The organism is Streptomyces sp. LHD-70 (assembly GCF_031157275.1).
GTDB lineage: Bacteria > Actinomycetota > Actinomycetes > Streptomycetales > Streptomycetaceae > Streptomyces.
On record NZ_JAVIFW010000018.1, the window covers coordinates 107,629 to 126,211 of the forward strand.

The 18,583-nt window shown below is 70.4% G+C and carries 17 protein-coding genes; 9 read left to right on the plus strand and 8 right to left on the minus strand.

What is annotated here, in order from left to right; genetic code table 11:
• Nucleotides 1-139: 139 nt before the first annotated feature.
• From RCO28_RS30005 to RCO28_RS30020, 4 genes are all read left to right on the plus strand, one after another.
• The gene (locus tag RCO28_RS30005; RefSeq protein ID WP_003981536.1) at nucleotides 140-301 is read left to right on the plus strand and encodes a DUF4177 domain-containing protein; all 162 of its coding nucleotides are present in this window, start codon (nucleotides 140-142) and stop codon (nucleotides 299-301) included.
• On the plus strand, nucleotides 298-765 hold the full coding sequence (locus RCO28_RS30010) for a RidA family protein (protein WP_308944438.1): 468 nt from the start codon (nucleotides 298-300) through the stop codon (nucleotides 763-765). Before RCO28_RS30005 ends, RCO28_RS30010 begins: the two co-directional genes overlap by 4 nt.
• 82 nt (nucleotides 766-847) lie before the next feature.
• Nucleotides 848-1,765 (plus strand): NUDIX hydrolase, encoded by a 918-nt coding sequence (locus RCO28_RS30015; RefSeq protein WP_308944439.1) that lies wholly within the window; start codon nucleotides 848-850, stop codon nucleotides 1,763-1,765.
• Entirely contained in the window at nucleotides 1,762-2,592 is an 831-nt protein-coding gene (locus RCO28_RS30020; RefSeq protein ID WP_308944440.1) for an MBL fold metallo-hydrolase, read from the plus strand. The genes RCO28_RS30015 and RCO28_RS30020 overlap by 4 nt, the downstream gene beginning before the upstream one ends.
• A gap of 146 nt (nucleotides 2,593-2,738) precedes the next feature.
• Here RCO28_RS30020 and RCO28_RS30025 read toward each other — a convergent pair whose 3' ends face one another.
• A complete protein-coding gene (locus RCO28_RS30025) occupies nucleotides 2,739-3,413 on the minus strand; it encodes a Crp/Fnr family transcriptional regulator (protein WP_282516665.1) in 675 nt (224 codons plus the stop codon).
• A 336-nt stretch (nucleotides 3,414-3,749) separates the two neighbouring features.
• Between RCO28_RS30025 and nth the strand changes: the two genes are divergently transcribed.
• The 3 genes from nth to RCO28_RS30040 all read left to right on the plus strand — a co-directional run bounded on the left by nth (nucleotide 3,750) and on the right by RCO28_RS30040 (nucleotide 6,936).
• Nucleotides 3,750-4,796 carry an endonuclease III gene (gene nth, locus RCO28_RS30030; RefSeq protein ID WP_308944441.1) on the plus strand — a complete coding sequence of 349 codons (1,047 nt, stop codon included), beginning with the start codon at nucleotides 3,750-3,752 and terminating at the stop codon, nucleotides 4,794-4,796.
• A gap of 112 nt (nucleotides 4,797-4,908) precedes the next feature.
• Nucleotides 4,909-5,619: a CoA pyrophosphatase gene (locus RCO28_RS30035; protein ID WP_308944442.1), complete on the plus strand. Its 711-nt coding sequence runs from the start codon at nucleotides 4,909-4,911 to the stop codon at nucleotides 5,617-5,619.
• A 117-nt stretch (nucleotides 5,620-5,736) separates the two neighbouring features.
• Nucleotides 5,737-6,936 (plus strand): MarP family serine protease, encoded by a 1,200-nt coding sequence (locus tag RCO28_RS30040; protein WP_308944443.1) that lies wholly within the window; start codon nucleotides 5,737-5,739, stop codon nucleotides 6,934-6,936.
• Nucleotides 6,937-6,964: 28 nt separating this feature from the next.
• Here RCO28_RS30040 and RCO28_RS30045 read toward each other — a convergent pair whose 3' ends face one another.
• From RCO28_RS30045 to RCO28_RS30070, 6 genes are all read right to left on the minus strand, one after another.
• Entirely contained in the window at nucleotides 6,965-7,153 is a 189-nt protein-coding gene (locus RCO28_RS30045) for a hypothetical protein (RefSeq protein ID WP_308944444.1), read from the minus strand.
• Nucleotides 7,154-7,300: 147 nt separating this feature from the next.
• Complete coding sequence (locus tag RCO28_RS30050) at nucleotides 7,301-8,257, minus strand: alpha/beta hydrolase (RefSeq protein WP_308944445.1); 957 nt, start codon at nucleotides 8,255-8,257, stop codon at nucleotides 7,301-7,303.
• Nucleotides 8,254-8,745, minus strand: a complete 492-nt coding sequence (locus RCO28_RS30055) for a phage holin family protein (protein ID WP_308944446.1) — start codon at nucleotides 8,743-8,745, stop codon at nucleotides 8,254-8,256. Before RCO28_RS30055 ends, RCO28_RS30050 begins: the two co-directional genes overlap by 4 nt.
• Before the next feature lie 74 nt (nucleotides 8,746-8,819).
• Nucleotides 8,820-10,226 carry a Na+/H+ antiporter NhaA gene (gene nhaA / locus RCO28_RS30060; RefSeq protein ID WP_308944447.1) on the minus strand — a complete coding sequence of 469 codons (1,407 nt, stop codon included), beginning with the start codon at nucleotides 10,224-10,226 and terminating at the stop codon, nucleotides 8,820-8,822.
• Nucleotides 10,227-10,487: 261 nt separating this feature from the next.
• Entirely contained in the window at nucleotides 10,488-12,524 is a 2,037-nt protein-coding gene (acs, locus tag RCO28_RS30065; RefSeq protein WP_308944448.1) for an acetate--CoA ligase, read from the minus strand.
• A gap of 135 nt (nucleotides 12,525-12,659) precedes the next feature.
• Complete coding sequence (locus tag RCO28_RS30070) at nucleotides 12,660-14,978, minus strand: SulP family inorganic anion transporter (RefSeq protein ID WP_308944449.1); 2,319 nt, start codon at nucleotides 14,976-14,978, stop codon at nucleotides 12,660-12,662.
• Between the two features lie 388 nt (nucleotides 14,979-15,366).
• On the opposite strand from RCO28_RS30070, the gene RCO28_RS30075 reads away from it, so the two are divergent.
• The gene (locus RCO28_RS30075; RefSeq protein WP_308944502.1) at nucleotides 15,367-16,656 is read left to right on the plus strand and encodes a hypothetical protein; all 1,290 of its coding nucleotides are present in this window, start codon (nucleotides 15,367-15,369) and stop codon (nucleotides 16,654-16,656) included.
• Here the strand turns inward: RCO28_RS30075 and RCO28_RS30080 are convergent.
• Entirely contained in the window at nucleotides 16,625-17,635 is a 1,011-nt protein-coding gene (locus RCO28_RS30080; protein WP_308944450.1) for an ATP-binding protein, read from the minus strand. The two genes, RCO28_RS30075 and RCO28_RS30080, sit on opposite strands and share 32 nt — an antisense overlap.
• A gap of 102 nt (nucleotides 17,636-17,737) precedes the next feature.
• Between RCO28_RS30080 and RCO28_RS30085 the strand changes: the two genes are divergently transcribed.
• Entirely contained in the window at nucleotides 17,738-18,553 is an 816-nt protein-coding gene (locus RCO28_RS30085; RefSeq protein ID WP_308944451.1) for an oxidoreductase, read from the plus strand.
• Nucleotides 18,554-18,583 lie beyond the last annotated feature (30 nt).

Consider the following 18,583-nt stretch of genomic DNA (forward strand, 5'->3'; position numbering starts at 1 on the left):
ATCGAGCCTAATTCCTCGGCCCGCGCCGCGGAGGCTTCGGGGCGGATCGCCGCCGGGTTCGGGCAGTGAGGTCCGTTACGCCGCCTGCGGGGTGCACGCCCGCGCGGGGCTGCCGGAGGCAGGCATTACAGTCGGCCGTATGACCAAGTGGGAATACGTGACCGTGCCCCTTCTCGTGCACGCGACGAAGCAGATTCTGGACACCTGGGGCGAGGACGGCTGGGAGCTCGTCCAGGTCGTCCCCGGCCCCAACAACCCCGAGCAGCTGGTGGCCTACCTGAAGCGGGAGAAGCAGGCATGAGCAGCGCCGTCGAAGCCAAGCTCGCCGAGCTGGGCCTGACCCTGCCGGAGGTCGTCCCTCCGCTCGCCGCGTACCAGCCGGCGGTCCAGTCCGGGGTGTACGTGTACACGGCCGGGCAGCTGCCCATGGTGGACGGCAAGCTTCCGCAGGTCGGCAAGGTCGGCGGCGAAGTCACCCCCGAGGACGCCAAGGCGCTGGCCCGCACCTGCGCGCTGAACGCCCTCGCGGCGGTCAAGTCGGTCGCCGGTGACCTGGACCGGATCAAGCGGGTCGTGAAGGTCGTCGGCTTCGTCGCCTCGGCCACCGACTTCACCGGCCAGCCCGCCGTGCTCAACGGCGCGAGCGAACTGCTCGGCGAGGTCCTGGGCGACAAGGGCGTGCACGCGCGCAGCGCGGTCGGCGTCGCGGTCCTGCCGCTCGACGCGCCGGTCGAGGTCGAGCTCCAGGTAGAGCTCGAGGACTGAGCGGCGGCAACAGTGGTCGAGGGGCGGTCGTGATCCACGGCCGCCCCTCGAACATCCGCGCCACAGCGGATAGCCTCCGGCCATGGCGAATGGGCAGTGGTATCCCCCCGAGTGGCCGGACCGTATTCGCGCACTCGCGGACGGCACCCTGAAGCCGGTGCAGCCGCGCCGGGCGGCCACGGTCATGCTCCTCAAGGACACAGCGGGCGCCGAGGACACCGAGGGCACCACCGGTGGCATCGCCGTCCACATGCTGCGCAGACGCGCCTCCATGGCTTTCGCCGGAGGCGCGTACGCGTATCCGGGCGGCGGCGTCGACCCGCGCGACCACGAACGGCTTGTCGCCTGGGCGGGGCCGAGCCGCGCCGACTGGGCCGCCCGGCTCGGCGTCACCGAGACGGAGGCCCAGGCGATCGTCTGCGCCGCCGTGCGGGAGACGTACGAGGAGGCGGGCGTGCTGCTCGCGGGCCCCACGGAGGAGTCCGTGGTGTCCGACACCACGGGCGCCGACTGGGAGGCCGACCGCGAGGCGCTCGTGCGCCGCGACCTCTCCTTCGCCGCGTTCCTCGACCAGCGCGGCCTGGTCCTGCGCAGCGACCTGCTCGGCGCCTGGACCCGCTGGATCACCCCCGAGTTCGAACCCCGGCGCTACGACACCTGGTTCTTCGTCGCCGCGCTCCCCGAGGGCCAGCGCACCCGGAACGTCTCGACGGAGGCCGACCGCACCGTGTGGATCGCCCCCGCCGACGCCACCGCCCGATACGACCGCGGCGAGCTCCTGATGATGCCGCCGACCATCGCGACGCTCCGCCAGCTCGGCGCGTACGACAAGGCCGGCGCCGCGCTCGCCGCCGCGTCCGGCCGTGACCTGACCCCCGTAGTGGCCCAGGCCCGCCTGGAGAACGGCGAGTTGGTGCTCGTCTGGCCCGGCCACGAAGAGTTCACCAAGCACCTCCCGGCCGCGCACGGCGGCCCGAACGCCCAGGGACCCTCCGCATGACCGAAGCCGCCGCCCTTCCCGGCCAGCCGCGCGGCGGGGTGCTCTCCGGCCCCGCCACCGCCCGCACGATCAACGTCCTCGCCCCGAACCCCTCGGCGATGACCCTCGACGGCACCAACACCTGGATCGTCGCCGAACCGGACTCCGACCTCGCCGTAGTGATCGACCCGGGCCCGCTCGACGACGACCACCTGCACCAGGTCATCGGCGTCGCCGAGCAGGCGGGCAAACGGGTCGCCCTGACGCTCCTGACGCACGGTCACCCCGACCACGCGGAGGGCGCGTCCCGCTTCGCACACCTCACCCGTACGAAGGTCAGGGCCCTGGACCCGGCCCTGCGCCTCGGCGACGAGGGCCTCGGCGCGGGCGACGTCGTCACGACCGGCGGCTTGGAGCTGCGCGTCGTACCGACCCCGGGCCACACCGAGGACTCGCTGAGCTTCCATCTCCCCGCCGACCAGGCGGTGTTGACGGGCGACACGATCCTGGGACGCGGTACGACGGTCGTGGCGCACCCCGACGGCCGGCTCGGCGACTACCTCGACTCGCTGCGTCGGCTGCGCTCCCTGACGGTGGACGACGGCGTGCACACGGTGCTGCCGGGCCACGGTCCGGTCCTGGAGGACGCGCAGGGCGCCGTCGACTTCTACCTCGCGCACCGCGCCCACCGCCTGGCCCAGGTCGAGACGGCTGTGGAGAACGGCTACCGCACCCCGTCCGAGGTGGTCGCGCACGTCTACGCGGACGTCGACCGCTCCCTGTGGCCCGCGGCGGAACTCTCCGTACGGGCACAGCTGGAGTACCTGCGGGAGCACGGGCTGATCTGAGGCCCGCGCCCCGCGAACGAGGCTTGATCAGGGGCGCGGGGAACTGCGCGAAGGGCTCAGCCACGACGCTGCATCAGGCGAACGAGAACGGGGCCCCACCGGACGACCGGTGGAACCCCGCAACGTTCGAACAGGCAACCCCGCGGCTAGCGAGACCGCTTGGCCAACCGCTCCACGTCCAGCAAAATCACCGCACGAGCCTCAAGCCGCAGCCAGCCACGACCGGCGAAGTCCGCCAGCGCCTTGTTGACCGTCTCGCGGGAGGCGCCGACCAGCTGGGCCAGCTCTTCCTGCGTGAGGTCGTGCACCACGTGGATGCCCTCCTCGGACTGCACGCCGAAGCGGCGCGACAGGTCGAGCAGCGCACGGGCCACACGGCCGGGCACGTCCGAGAAGACCAGGTCGGACATCTGGTCGTTGGTCTTGCGCAGGCGCCGGGCGACGGCGCGCAGCAGCGCGGAGGCGACCTCGGGGCGTGCGTTCAGCCAGGGCTGGAGGTCGCCGTGGCCGAGACCGAGGAGCTTGACCTCGGTGAGGGCTGATGCGGTGGCGGTGCGCGGGCCCGGGTCGAACAGCGACAGCTCGCCGATCAGCTCGCCGGGGCCGAGGACGGCGAGCATGTTCTCGCGTCCGTCGGGTGAGGTGCGGTGCAGCTTCACCTTGCCCTCGGTGACCACGTACAGGCGGTCGCCGGGGTCGCCCTCGTGGAACAGCGCTTCGCTGCGTGCGAGGGTCACCTCACTCATGGAGGCGCGCAGCTCCGCCGCCTGCTCGTCATCGAGCGCCGCGAAGAGCGGGGCGCGCCGCAGAACGTCGTCCACGAGTTCTCTCCTATGTCGACCTGCTCAGGGGACCGTGGTCCCCATGATGCCGGACGGTCAAAACAGTGTGATCAGTCACAAGTTTGCCGTACCGGCGTGGCGTCCTGTGCGACAGGGGGCCCAATCGGGGTCTGTTCACCGGGGTCAGCGGCGGATGTCAGTGCCTGGCTTTAGTCTGGCCGAGTGTCCATTGGGCCGGTGAGAGGGCAGGACAAGGGGGCTGGGACGGTGGCGGAGCGCAGCGATTCCGCTGTGGGCGAACAGCCTTCAGGGAGCGCGAAGAAAGCGGCAAATCGGGCAAATGGGGAGGGGGTGGAGAGAGTGCCAGAAGCACCCATGAAGTCGACGTCATCGCCCAGGAGGGCGACGGCCAAGAAGGCGACAGCGACTCAGAAGGCGACACCAGCCGCGGACAAGACGGCGACGGCGAGCAAGAAGACGGCGGCGAGCAAGAAGACGACGGCGACGAAGAAGACGGCGACGGCGGCCGCGAAGAAGGCGGCGGCGACGAAGAAGTCCGCAGCCCCCACCGCCAAGAAGCCGAAGCCGTCAACTGCCAAGAAGGCGACGGCCGCAAAGAAGGCCACGGCCGCGGGGCCCGCCCTGAAGGTCCCTCAGCCCGAGTCCCGCCTCTCCCTCGTCCGCCGCGCCCGCCGCATCAACCGCGAGCTCGCCGAGGTCTATCCGTACGCCCACCCGGAGCTGGACTTCGAGAACCCCTTCGAGCTGCTCGTGGCCACGGTGCTCTCCGCGCAGACCACCGACCTGAGGGTGAACCAGACGACGCCGCGCCTCTTCGCCGCGTACCCGACCCCCGAGGACCTGGCGGCGGCCAACCCGGAGGAGGTCGAGGAGCTGATCCGGCCGACCGGCTTCTTCCGCGCCAAGACCAAGTCGATCATGGGCCTCGCGGCCGCCCTGCGGGACCGGCACGGCGGCGAGGTGCCCGGCCGCCTGGAGGACCTCGTCAAGCTCCCGGGCGTCGGCCGCAAGACGGCGAACGTCGTCCTGGGCAACGCCTTCGGCGTCCCCGGCATCACCGTCGACACCCACTTCGGCCGGCTCGTGCGCCGCTGGAAGTGGACCGACTCCGAGGACCCGGAGAAGATCGAGGCGCTGATCTGCGACATCTTCCCGAAGAGCGACTGGACGATGCTGTCGCACCGGATCATCTTCCACGGCCGCCGCATCTGCCACGCCCGCAAGCCCGCCTGCGGAGCCTGCCCCATCGCCCACCTCTGCCCGGCGTACGGAGAGGGCGAGACGGACCCCGAGAAGGCCCAGAAGCTCCTGAAGTACGAGAAGGGCGGCCTGCCGGGCCAGCGCCTGAAGCCCCCGCCGGACTACCCGGGCAAGGCCGCGCCCCCGCTGGCGGCCGGATGACCCGTCCTCGCCCGGAGGGGAAAGCGGAGGAGATACGGCGCCGAGCGCCCCGGCGGCGGAACGAACGGGGCGCTCCACGACGTTGTGCAGCCATGGACGGACGGGGGTGCCCATGACGCGTGGGCCACATGCAAGCAAGACGTACGAGACCGCGGTGACGGTGACCGCCGACGGCCTGCCCGAGTGGCTGGAGCCGGTGGCGCACGCCGCCGCCACCGTGCGCCCCACCGAGCTGAGCCGCTTCCTGCCGCCCGAGAGCGGCGAGGGCCGGCAGTCCGCCGTGCTGATCCTGTTCGGCGCCGGCACCCCCGAGACGGGGCCCGAGCTGCTGCTGATGGAGCGGTCCAGCGCGCTGCGCTCGCACGCCGGCCAGCCGTCCTTCCCCGGCGGCTCCCTCGACCCGGAGGACGGCGACCCGCAGACCACCGGCCCGCTCCGCGCCGCGCTGCGCGAGGCCGAGGAGGAGACCGGCCTCGACCCGTCCGGCGTGCAGATCTTCGGCGTGCTCCCGAAGCTGTACATCCCGGTGAGCGGATTCGTCGTCACGCCCGTACTCGCCTGGTGGCGGGAGCCGAGCCCGGTCGGCGTCGTCGATCCGGCCGAGACCGCGCGGGTCTTCACGGTCCCCGTGGCCCATCTCACGGACCCGGAGAACCGTGTGACGGCCGTGCACCCGCGGGGACACAAGGGGCCCGCGTTCCTCGTGGGATCCGCTCTGGTCTGGGGTTTCACGGCCGGAATCATCGACCGGCTCATGCACTTCGCCGGCTGGGAGAGAACCTGGGACCGCTCCAACGAGGTCCCTCTCGACTGGCACGCATGACAGGCTTGGCGGCGCTCGTGCCGCGCGGGCGCACCCCCTGCGGGGCGGACCACAGCAGGCGTACGCGCACCAGGAAGCGGAACGGGGACGGACAGATGCGAGGCGAGGACTGAATCGGTGAACGTGCTGGACATACTGCTGCTCGTCGCCGCCGTGTGGTTCGCCATCGTCGGGTACCGCCAGGGCTTCGTCGTCGGCATCCTCTCGGTGATCGGTTTCCTCGGCGGCGGTCTCGTCGCCGTGTACGTACTGCCGGTGATCTGGGACGCCCTCACCGACGAGCAGGAAGTGGGCACCACGGCCGCGGTCGTCGCCGTCGTCGTGGTGATCGTCTGTGCCTCCGTCGGCCAGGCCTTCACGACGCATCTGGGCAACAAGCTCCGCAGATACATCACCTGGTCCCCGGCCCGCGCCCTGGACGCCACCGGCGGCGCCCTCGTCAACGTCGTGGCGATGCTCCTCGTCGCCTGGCTGATCGGCTCCGCCCTGGCCGGTACGACGCTGCCCACGCTCGGCAAGGAAGTGCGCAACTCCAAGGTGCTGCAGGGCGTGTCCACGGCGCTGCCCAGCCAGGCCAGCACCTGGTTCGCGGACTTCTCCTCCGTCCTCGCGCAGAACGGCTTCCCGCAGGTCTTCAGCCCGTTCTCCAACGAGCCGATCACCGAGGTCCGGCCGCCCGACCCGAAGCTGCGCAACAGCCCCGTCGCGGACCGCGCCAAGGACTCCATCGTCAAGGTGATGGGCACGGCCACGAGCTGCAACAAGGTCCTGGAAGGCACCGGCTTCGTCTTCGACGAGCGCCGCGTGATGACCAACGCGCACGTGGTCGGCGGGGTCGACGAGCCCACGGTCCAGATCGGCGGCGAGGGCCGGCGGTACGACGCGAAGGTCGTGCTCTACGACTGGGAGCGCGACATCGCCGTACTGGACGTGCCCGACCTGCGGGCCAGGCCGCTGGAGTTCACCGACGAGGACGCGGCGAGCGGCGACAGCGCGATCGTCGCGGGCTTCCCGGAGAACGGCGCGTACGACGTTCGATCCGCCCGCGTCCGCGGCCGCATCAACGCCAACGGCCCGGACATCTACCACCGCGACACCGTCCGCCGCGACGTCTACTCGCTGTACGCGACGGTCCGTCAGGGCAACTCCGGCGGCCCGCTGCTCACCCCGGACGGCAAGGTCTACGGCGTGGTCTTCGCCAAGTCCCTCGACGACCCCGAGACCGGGTACGCGCTGACCGCCGACGAGGTCCGTACGGACATCAAGCTCGGCCGCACGGCTAACCAGCAGGTCGACACGGAAGGCTGCGCCCTCTGAAGCCGTGAGGCGGCAGTGGATCGAGGCGTCAGTCGCGGGTGTGCCGCAGCCGCGCCGAGACCCAGCGGGCCCTGCGGCGAAGGATGCGGGGAATCCCCATGCCCGCTTGCGCGGGGTGCTCGGGCCGGCCCGACGGGCCACCCCTCTGCTGAGAGCTCAGCGCTGCGGCCGAGCGGCGATTGCGTGCTGCGTCACTGTAGTCGTGCGTCCAGCCCATACCGGGACGTGTGCCCGTGGCTCATGGTCGGTAACCGCACCGGCCGCCCTCAATCGGCCTATGCGCCGGGCAAGTGGCCGTTCGAAGAACGGCAGTTCGCTTCCGCGGTGCGGTAGAGCGACCACCCCGAACGGCTGTCCGCGCTCCCTACCGGTCCGGCTCCGGGTCCTGCAGCCAGTTCACCAGCTCCGTGGAGAACGCGACAGGGTCCTCCTCGTGCGGAAAGTGCCCGAGCCCGTCGAACAGCCGCCAGCGGTACGGCGCTTCGACGTACTCACCCGAGCCCGCCGCGCTGCGCGTACGCATCACCGGGTCGAGCGAGCCGTGCAGATGCAGCGTCGGCACCCGCACCGGCCGCTTCATCCGCCGGTTGAACTGGATCCCGTCGGGCCGCGCGAGCGAGCGCACCATCCAGCGGTACGGCTCGATCGAGCAGTGCGCCGTCGACGGAATGCACATCGCCCGCCGGTACGCCTCCACCGCGTCGTCCTCCGGCAGTCGAGGCCCCGACCAGTCCCGCATCAGCCGGCCCACCAAGGCCCCGTCGTCCGCGACCAGTTGACGCTCGGGCAGCCACGGCCGCTGAAAGCCCCACACGTACGAACCGGCGGTGGTCTGCTTGAAGTCGGAGAGCATCGCCGAGCGCCAGCGGCGCGGGTGCGGCATCGAGGAGACCGCGAGCCGGCGCACCAGCTTGGGCCGCATCACGGCCGCCGTCCACGCGAGATAGCCGCCGAGGTCATGGCCGACGAGCGCCGCGTCCGGCTCGCCGAGCGAGCGGATCACACCGGTGATGTCGAGTGCGAGGTTCGCCGGATCGTAGCCGCGCGGGGTGCGGTCGCTGCCGCCCACCCCGCGCAGATCCATCGCGACGGCCCGGAAGCCCGCGTCGGCCAGGGCCGTCAGCTGGTGCCGCCACGTCCACCAGAACTGCGGGAAGCCGTGCAGCAGCAGCACGAGCGGCCCGTCGCCGACCTCCGCGATGTGGAAACGCGCGCCGTTGGCGGCCACGTCCCGGTGGATCACCTCCCGGTCGCCGGGGATGGCGATCCGTACGGCCGAGGGTGGAGGGGAGGATGCGGTAGGTGTGGCGGGTTCCGTCATGAGGACGAGCGTGCCACAGGCGCCGCGTCCGCAGCCTTGTCCATGCTCAGGCCACTGGTCGCAGCGGGGACGGGACGCGGATGCGGCTTGACGTTCTGCAGTACGGCAGCCGTCTCCTTGGCCGAAGCGACCGTCTTCTGCGGGCCCTTGCCCTTCTTCGCCTTCTTGAACATGACGAGCCCGATCAGCGCGAGCAGCGCCGCGACGAGCACATTGGCGGCGAAGGACAGCAGGAAGCAGACGGACAGGTGCCAGCCGCTCCACGCCCGGATGCCGTACGCGAGGGCGAAGCTCAGCATCGGCAGCGAGAAGATCAGCACGGCCACGGCCGCGATGAACGCACCGCTGCCCATTCCGGCTCGCTTGACGTCCTGCCGCAGTTGAGCCTTGGCCAGGGCGATCTCGTCGTGCACCAGTGCGGACATCTCGGCGGTCGCCGAGGCGACCAGCTGCCCGAGGCTGCGGTCGGCGCCATCGGCTGCGCTCATCGCTGTCTCCCTCTGCTTTTCTCGACGGTGGCTGTCTGTACCGGCGCCCTGTTGTTGCAGCGGCCTGTGTCAGATCATGCCGGACTGTCGTCGCGCTCGCTTCCCCCGGTGGTCAGTTCGGCGATACGGCGGTGTTCCGCGGCCTTCTTCTCGAGGATCTCGGCCATCCGGAGGTGGTACTCGGGGGAGTCCTGCTCGTAGATGTCGGGGATGCCGGAGTGGTCCTCGTCGCGCTCCTCTTCCTCCCACAGCTTGCGGTACTTGGCGTTGCGCAGCTTGAGCAGGACGGCAGCGAGGAGGGCGGCGATCAGTGAGCCCGTGAGGACGGCGGCCTTGATCTCGTCGGTCATCGTCTCGTCGCCCACGAAGGCGAGTTCGCCGATGAGCAGCGAGACGGTGAAGCCGATTCCGGCGAGCGTGGAGATGGCGAAGACGTCCGGCCAGGCCAGTTCGTCGCTGAGCGAGGCGCGGGTGAAGCGGGTGGCGAGCCAGGTGCCGCCGAAGATGCCGACGGCCTTGCCGAGGACGAGGCCGAGGACCACGCCGAGCGTCTCGGGCTGTGTGAAGACATCGCCGAGCGCGCCGCCGGAGATGCCGACGCCGGCGGAGAACAGGGCGAACAGCGGTACCGCGAGACCGGCGGAGAGCGGCCGCACCAGGTGCTCGATGTGCTCGCCGGGGGAGTGCTCCTCGTCGTCGCGTCGGCTGCAGCGCAGCATCAGGCCCATGGCGACACCGGCGATGGTGGCGTGGACGCCGCTGTTGTACATCAGGCCCCAGACGACCAGGGCGAGCGGGACGTAGATGTACCAGCCGCGGACGCCCTTGCGGAGCAGTAGCCAGAAGACGACGAGGCCCGCGACGGCGCCGCCGAGCGCGGCGAAGTCGAGCTCGCTGGTGAAGAACACCGCGATGATCATGATCGCGAAGAGGTCGTCGACGACGGCAAGGGTGAGCAGGAACGCCCGCAGCGCCGACGGCAGCGAGGTGCCGAGCACCGCGAGGACGGCGAGGGCGAACGCGATGTCGGTGGCGGTCGGCACGGCCCAGCCGTCCATCGACCCGCCCCCGGCCATATTCGTGAGGACGTACACGAGGGCCGGGACGGCCATACCGCAGATCGCGGCGACGACCGGCAGGATCGCGGCCTTGGGGTCGCGCAGGTCGCCGGCGACCAGTTCTCGCTTGAGTTCGACACCGGCGACGAAGAAGAAGACGGCGAGCAGTCCGTCGGCGGCCCAGTGCTGGATGCTCAGGTCGAGGCCGAGCGCGGAGGGGCCGAAGTGGAAGTCGCTGACGGCCTCGTAGCTGTCGCTCAGCGGGGTGTTGGCCCAGATCAGGGCGGTGACCGCGGCGACCAGGAGGAGCACGCCGCCGACCGTCTCGGTCCGCAGCGCGTCGGCTATGTAGGTCCGCTCGGGCAGCGAGAGACGGCCGAAGGCCTTGCGGTTCTGGTTGGGGGATTCGGTGTGCGCGCCCACTGGCGGGAACCTCCGGTCTCGTTCAGCAACTTGGGGTCGTTGAAGCAGTTGCCGACCAGACTTCCCGGCGCACCTTTTGCGTCATCTGCGTTGTCGTGTTCTTGACGCGGCCCCTACTCTACCCGGCGGCCGCGAGGGTGCGTCCGGTGATCTTCACCTTACGTACCGCGAGGGCACCCGGCTCGTCGCCAGGTGCCCTCCGGGGGCGTACGCGGTCGGTCTCCGTGCGGGCGGCCGTCCGTACGCGGATGGTGCTTCGGGTCAGTCCTCGGAGCCCGCCGAGGGCAGCTTGGTCTGGATCAGGTCCATCACCGAGGAGTCGGTCAGCGTGGTGACGTCTCCGAGCTCGCGGTTCTCCGCGACGTCCCGCAGCAGGCGCCGCATGATCTTCCCGGAGCGGGTCTTGGGCAGCTCGGCCACCGGCAGGATCCGCTTGGGCTTGGCGATCGGGCCGAGGGTGGCGCCGACGTGGTTGCGCAGCTCGGCGACCAGGGCCTCGTCGTCCGTGCCGTCGGCGCCGCCGCGCAGGATCACGAACGCGACGATGGCCTGCCCGGTGGTCTCGTCGGCGGCGCCCACCACGGCGGCTTCGGCGACCGAGGGGTGCGAGACGAGCGCCGACTCCACCTCGGTGGTCGAGATGTTGTGGCCGGACACCAGCATCACGTCGTCCACCCGGCCGAGCAGCCAGACGTCTCCGTCCTCGTCCTTCTTCGCGCCGTCACCGGCGAAGTACTTGCCCTCGAAACGCGACCAGTACGTGTCGAGGAACCGCTGGTCGTCACCCCAGATGGTGCGCAGCATCGACGGCCACGGCTCGGTCAGGACGAGATAGCCACCGCCGCCGTTCGGCACCTCGTTCGCCTCGTCGTCCACGACGGTGGCGGAGATGCCCGGCAGCGCGCGCTGGGCGCTTCCCGGCTTCGTCTCGGTGACACCGGGCAGCGGCGAGATCATCATCGCGCCGGTCTCGGTCTGCCACCAGGTGTCCACGATGGGGCAGGTGTCGGCACCGATGTGCTTGCGGTACCACATCCACGCCTCGGGGTTGATCGGCTCACCGACCGAGCCCAGGACCCGCAGCGAGGACAGGTCGAACTTCGCGGGGATGTCGTCGCCCCACTTCATGAACGTACGGATCGCGGTGGGCGCGGTGTAGAGGATCGTGACGCCGTACTTCTGCACGATCTCCCAGAAGCGGCCCTGGTGCGGGGTGTCCGGGGTGCCCTCGTACATGACCTGCGTCGCGCCGTTGGCCAGCGGTCCGTACACGATGTACGAGTGGCCGGTGACCCAGCCGACGTCGGCCGTGCACCAGTAGACGTCGGACTCCGGCTTGAGGTCGAAGACGGCGTGGTGGGTGTACGCGGCCTGCGTCAGGTAGCCACCGGAGGTGTGCAGGATGCCCTTCGGCTTACCCGTCGTCCCCGAGGTGTAGAGGATGAACAGCGGCTGCTCGGCGTCGAAGGCCTCCGGCGTGTGCTCGGCGCTCTGCCGTCCGACCGCGTCGTGCCACCAGACGTCGCGGCCCTCGGTCCACGTCCCGCCGGCCTCTTCGAGGGGCTGGCCGGTACGCCGGACGACGAGGACGTGCTCCACGTTCCCCACGCGCGTGAGGGCCTCGTCGACGGCGGGCTTGAGGGCGGCGGGCTTGCCGCGGCGGTAGCCACCGTCGGAGGTGATGACGACCTTGGCGTCGGCGTCCTCGATGCGCTTGGCGATCGCGTCCGCGGAGAAGCCGCCGAAGACGACGGAGTGCGCGGCGCCGATACGGGCGCAGGCCAGCATGGCGATGGCCGTCTCCGGGATCATCGGCATGTAGACCGCGACCCGGTCGCCCTTCTGAACGCCCAGCTCAAGCAGGGCGTTCGCGGCGCGCGAGACCTCGTCCTTGAGCTCGGCGTAGGTGATCGCGCGGCTGTCGCCGGGCTCGCCCTCGAAGTGGATGGCGACCCGGTCCCCGTTGCCGGCCTCGACGTGCCGGTCCACGCAGTTGTACGCGACGTTGAGCTTGCCGTCGGCGAACCACTTCGCGAAGGGCGGGTTCGACCAGTCGAGTGTCTCGGTCGGCTCGGTCGCCCACGTCAGGCGCCGCGCCTGCTCGGCCCAGAAGCCGAGCCGGTCAGCCTTGGCCTGTTCGTACGCCTCCGCCGTGACGTTGGCGTTCGCGGCCAGTTCGGCGGGGGGTGCAAACCTGCGTTCTTCCTTGAGCAGGTTGGCCAAGGATTCGTTGCTCACGACATCTCCCTTACGGTGCTTTGCCAGGGGGCGACCGTTGTGTCCCAGGCCACAGCTCATCAGACGGGCCCACCCGGTGACAAGGGTGGGCCGAAAATTGGTTTAGACCTGTGTGGGTGCGGCCCCGACGGAGCGGGTGCCGCACCCCCTGCGCGGGCGGGGAAGGGGAGCGGCCTGGGCCGCGCCCGCCCGCGCTCAGACCGGCGATCTTTTCAGGTCGGCCGGCGTCTCCGGTGCCGAACTCCCCGCCGCCACGCGGTCGAAGAGCTGTTCCGCGTCGGTGAGCAGATAGGCCTGCGCCTCGCCGACGTGGAAGTACATCCCGTGCAAGGTGAGCCGCCCGTCGGCAACCCCCCGCCGTACCGAGTCGTGCTGCCGCAGATGCTCCAGCTGCTGCACCACATTGGTCAGGCACAGCTGCTCCGCCGCGTCCGCGGGCGCCCGCCCCGCGATCCGCGCCCACGCCTGGCCCCTGTCGGCCATCCGCTCCAGGCTCGGCCGCCCGTGCCGCAGCCAGCGCCCCAGCGGCGTCTGCCCGCCCTCGGCGGGGGAGCTGAGCAGCGCCTGCATCGCCCCGCACCCGGAGTGCCCGCACACGGTGATCGACTCGACCTTCAGCACCTCCACGGCGTACTCGATCGCCGCCGCCACCGAGTCGTCCCCGTTCTCCGACCCCGGCAGGGGGACGAGATTGCCGACGTTGCGCACCACGAACAGGTCGCCCGGGCCGCTCGACGTGATCATCGACGTCACCAGACGAGAGTCCGCGCAGGTCAGGAAGAGCTGCGAGGGCTGCTGCCCCTCCCGCGCGAGCCGCGCCAGCTCGCTGCGCACCAGGGGCGCGGTGTTGCGCTGGAACGAGCTGATGCCGTCTGCGAGGCTGCGTGCCACCTCCGTCGACTCGTGGCAGCTGTGGTTGCGCCAGGCCGTCCAGGGGCGGCAGCAGGAGTGCGCCGCGGACGCGGGCTCAGCGATCCGGCCCCCGGACCGCCCGGTCAGCGTGACCCTTCCGCCGTGCGAGGTGTGCCCGTCCTGCCAGTTCTGCAACGTTTCGTACGCGGCGTGGTCCATGAACGAACCGTCCAGCTCCACAACGGTGTCGGCCTTGTGGGGGACGTGGTGCAGCGCGCGCGTCAGCCGGGGCACCGCAAGGAAGGTCAACTGGCCCCGGACGTGCACCCGGTGGGTGCCGCCGTGCTCCTCATGGGTGATCCGGGTACGGGTGAGGCGGTGCAGGGCGACCCCGACGGCGACGGCGATGCCGAGGGCGACTCCTTCCAGGACGCCGAGCAGGACGACGCCGAGCGTGGTGACGCAGTAGACGAGGACTTCCCGGTGACGGGTCACCGTACGAATGTGGTTGATGCTGACCATCCGGATGCCGACAGCCATGACCAGTGCGGCGAGTGCCGCGAGCGGGATCAGCTCGATGGCGGCGACCAGCGCGAAGGCGGCCACAGCGATCCATACGCCGTGCAGCATCGTGGAGCTGCGGCCAATGGCGCCCGCGCGGACGTTGGCCGTGCTGCGCACCGCGACCCCGGCGACCGGCAGCCCGCCGAGCGCCCCGGAGGCGACGTTGGACAGGCCCTGGCCGAACAACTCCCGGTCCAGGTCGGCGCGTTGCGGCGGATTCGTGTCGTCCGAGCGCCCGGCGGTCAGCTTGTCCACGGCGACCGCGCCGAGCAGTGACTGCACACTGCACACGAGCGTGGTGGTGAGGACGGCGGCGACGAGCGCGAGCACGGGCCCTTCGGGCAGCCCGGCGAGGGCGTGACTCTTCCACGAGGGCAGGTCGACCTTGGGGAGCGTGAGCCCGGCGGCCGCCGCGACGGCCGTGGCACCGGCGACGGCGACCAGCGGCGCGGGCGCCTTGCGGGCGAGCTGCCCGGCCCGCCCGGGAATCCGGGGCCACAGCAGGAGAAGCGCGATGGTCAGCGCGCTGATCCCGAAGGCCGCGGGGTGTACGTGGGCCAACTGGGCGGGCAGTTCGCGGAGGTTGTCCAGGACGGAGCTGTGCGGGGTGCCGCCGAGCATGATGTGCACCTGCGCGACCGCGATGGTGATGCCGATGCCGGCCAGCATGCCGTGCACGATGGCGGGGCTGACGGCCAGCGCCGATCTGGCCACCCGCAGGGCTCCCAGGCCGAGTTGGGCGAGACCGGCGCAGATGGTGATGGCGCACGTGGTGCGCCAGCCGAACTGCTGGATCAGATCGGCCGTGACCACGGTGAGCCCCGCGGCCGGGCCGCTCACCTGGAGCGGCGCGCCACCGAATCGGCCGGCCACAAGACCGCCGACGGCTGCGGCCACGAGGCCGGCCTGAAGCGGCGCCCCGGTGGCGAGGGCGATGCCGAGGGACAGCGGCAGTGCGATCAGGAAGACGGCGATCGACGCGGACACGTCGGCACCGGCGATACGGAAGCGGCGCTTGCCGGGTGGCGGTCCGTGTGGTCGGCGGTCGTCGGCGGGTTCTGCGACGTCGTCGGTGCGGGTGTGGGCGCAGGCAGACATGGTTCCCGTCTCCTCCGGGGCTACGCGGTCGCTGGGACTGCCCCGGTCTATGCCGGGGGCATGTGGGGACGCGGCCGTGGGTCACGGCGTACAGCAGCGGGATTCATCAACTCTCGGTAAATGAATCGTAATGGAGAGTAAAGGCCTTGGTCGGACTTTAGGTGCAAATGGGGCAACCGTTCACCCCAGAGAGTGATTAGTCATTTAGTACGGCTTGTCGCGCCGCCGTGCTCAGGTGGGCGTGCGACTTTGGCGACGCCGTCGTATTTAGGGCGGATTTTCTGTTTTTGGCGCTTACGCCTTTCTGTCGGAATTCCCGCTGAAGGCAGCCGCGCCCGGCCCCTCGCACGCCGAAGAATCACGACCCGAAGGAAGAGGTGGGCGGATGATGGCCGCCACCAAGAAGCTCGCCGCGGGCGTCGCCGTCGCGGCCTGCGCCGTCTCACTCGCCGGTTGCGGAAGCGGTGAATCCGGCTCCAAGGAAGGCGCCCACGGTCCCAAGAAGGCACAAGCCGCCCCCGCCCCCAAGAGCGCGGTCCGGCTCATCGGCGACGGATCGACCGCGTACACCGGAGCACAGCCCAACCTGCCGAAGCCCAAGCGCCTGAAGCCCGGTCAGAAGCCCCCGCAGTTCGTGGTGTTCTCCTGGGACGGCGCCGGCGAGGACAGCCAGAAGCTGTTCTCGCACTTCCGCAAGGTGGCGAGAGAGAACAACGCCACCATGACGTACTTCCTGAGCGGCGTGTACATGCTCCCCGAGGACAAGAAGGAGCTCTACGACCCGCCGCAGCACGCGGCCGGCAGCTCCGACATCGGCTTCAACGACGCCGAGGGCATCGAGAACACCGTGACCCAGCTGCGCGCCGCCTGGCTCGAGGGCAACGAGATCGGCACGCACTTCAACGGCCACTTCTGCGGCAAGGGACGCGGTGTCGGCGAATGGTCCGTCGACGAGTGGAAGTCCGAGATCAAGCAGGCCAAGTCGTTCGTGAAGCGCTGGAAGACCAACACCGGCAACACCAAGGCCGCCGCCCTCCCCTTCGACTACGACAAGGAACTCATCGGCGCCCGCACCCCCTGCCTCGAAGGGCAGAAGAACTTCACGCGGGCCGCGCGTGAGCTCGGCTTCAGGTACGACACGAGCGGCGTCAACAACCAGGTCTGGCCCAAGAAGAAGGAGGGCCTCTGGGACCTGTCCATGCAGCTCGTCCCCGTGCCCGGCCGCGACTTCGAGACGCTGACCATGGACTACAACTTCATGGTCAACCAGTCCGGCACCACCTCACAGGGCGACCCCTCCAAGCACGAGTACTGGGGCGACCAGATGCGCGACGGCCTGCTGCAGGGCTTCGAGCGCGCCTACAACGGCAACCGCGCCCCGCTGATCATCGGCAACCACTTCGAGTCCTGGAACGGCGGCACCTATATGCGTGCCATCGAGGAGACCATCGAGCGGGTCTGCACCAAGAAGGAGGTCCGCTGCGTCTCCTTCCGTCAGCTCGCCGACTGGCTGGACGCCCAGGACCCGAAGGTCCTGGAGAAACTCACCACCCTGCCCGTCGGCAAGGCGCCGAAGCAGGGCTGGCCGGCGTTCCTCTCCGGCAAGCCCGCTCCGGCGCCCAAGGGCGTGCCGGGTGCCCCCGCGGTCAAGCAGGCTGAGGAGCACTCGAAGCACTGACCTGCGCGGTCTCGGGGATCTCGCGCAGTACGAAATCGGGGTCGACCTGGTCCGCCAGGTCGGCCCCGGTCCTTTCGTTCCCCCAACTCGCCGCGTTCTTGCGGTGGAAGTGCACCATCTGCCGCGTGTACTGCTCCCAGTCCCGACGCTCGTACGACGCGTCCGCTACGTCAAGCATCGTCGCCAGGGCCTCGCGGTTGGCCGACTCCAGGAGTGCGAACCGCGGCGGACGGCCCTTCTCCATCGCCCGCACCCAGTCCGAGTGCCCGACCGTCACCAGCAGGTCCTCACCGACCTCCTGGCGTAGGAAGTCGACGTCGTCCTGGCCCTGCACCTTGTTGCCCACGACGCACAGGGAGACGCCGAAGTCCCGTGCGTACTCCTTGTACTGGCGGTAGACGGAGACGCCCTTGCGGGTCGGCTCGGCGACCAGGAACGTCATGTCGAAGCGGGTGAACATGCCGGAGGCGAACGAGTCGGAGCCCGCCGTCATGTCGACCACGACGAACTCGTCGCGGCCGTCCACGAGGTGGTTGAGGCACAGCTCCACGGCGCCCACCTTGGAGTGGTAGCAGGCGACGCCGAGATCGGACTCCGTGAAGGGGCCGGTGGCCATCAAACGGACGGCGGAGCCGTCGAGTTCCAGGGGGCGCGCACACGCGTCGTAGACCGGGTTGTCCTCGCGCACGCGGAGCAGGCGCGAACCGCTGCCCGGCGGCGTGGTCTTGATCATCGTCTCGGCGGAGGCGATCCGCGGGTTGGTGCCCCGCAGATAGTCCTTGATGAGCGGCAGCTGCGCTCCCATCGCGGGCAGCGCGGCGGCCTCCTCGTCGGCTAGGCCGAGGGCGGTGCCCAGGTGCTGGTTGATATCGGCGTCGACGGCGACGACGGGCGAACCGGTGGTGGCGAGGTGACGGATGAAGAGCGAGGACAGCGTGGTCTTTCCGCTGCCGCCCTTCCCGACGAAAGCGATCTTCATGTTCACAAAGGGTAGTGCCGTGATCGCTGTGCGCGGTCGGACTGCGTGAAGAAGACCACTCCATCGTGGGGCGGCCCGCCGCAGTGCGTAGGCTGCGTACCTATGAGTACGTCAGCCGATCCGCTCGCCGTGCTCGGCTCGCTGCCGGGCGTCGCCGAGTCCGTGGAGTCCGTGCGCAAGAGCGTCGACCGGGTCTACGGGCACCGCGTCATGCGCCGCCGCAGCAACGAGATCACCTCTGAGGCGGCACTCCGCGGAGCCCGCGGTTCCGCGGCGCTCTCCGGTGCCGACTGGGCACTCGAAGAGGTGCGCAGGCGCAGCGACTTCAGCGGCGACGACGAGTCCCGCGCGGTCGGCGCCGCCCTGCGGCTGACCGCGGAGGCCGGACAGCTGCTCTCCATCTGGCGCCAGTCGCCGCTGCGCGTGCTCGCGCGTCTGCACCTGGTCGCGGCCGGCGTCCAGGACGACACGGTCGGACGGCCGCGCCTGGCCGGTGAGCCGGTCGACGAGCCGGTGGTGGAACTTCCCCTTCCGTCGGCGGACGAGGTGGCGGGCCGTCTCGAAGGCCTCTCGCAACTGATCATCGCGGGCAGTGCCGCTCCGGCCCTGGTGACCGCGTCCGTGGTCCACGGTGAGCTGCTCGCCCTGCGCCCCTTCGGCTCGTACAACGGGCTCGTCGCACGCGCGGCGGCGCGGCTCGTCCTGGTGGGCAGTGGTCTCGACCCGAAGTCGATCTGCCCGGCGGAGGCGGGGCACGCGGAGCTGGGGCGCGCTGCCTATGTGGCGGCGCTCGACGGCTATGCGGCCGGTACGCCGGAGGGGTTGGCGGCGTGGATCGCACACTGTGGCAAGGCAGTTGAACTCGGGGCGCGGGAATCGACCGCTGTCTGTGAGGCGCTGCAGCGCGGTGCGGCCTGACGTGAAAACCGACACCTGACGCGAAAACCG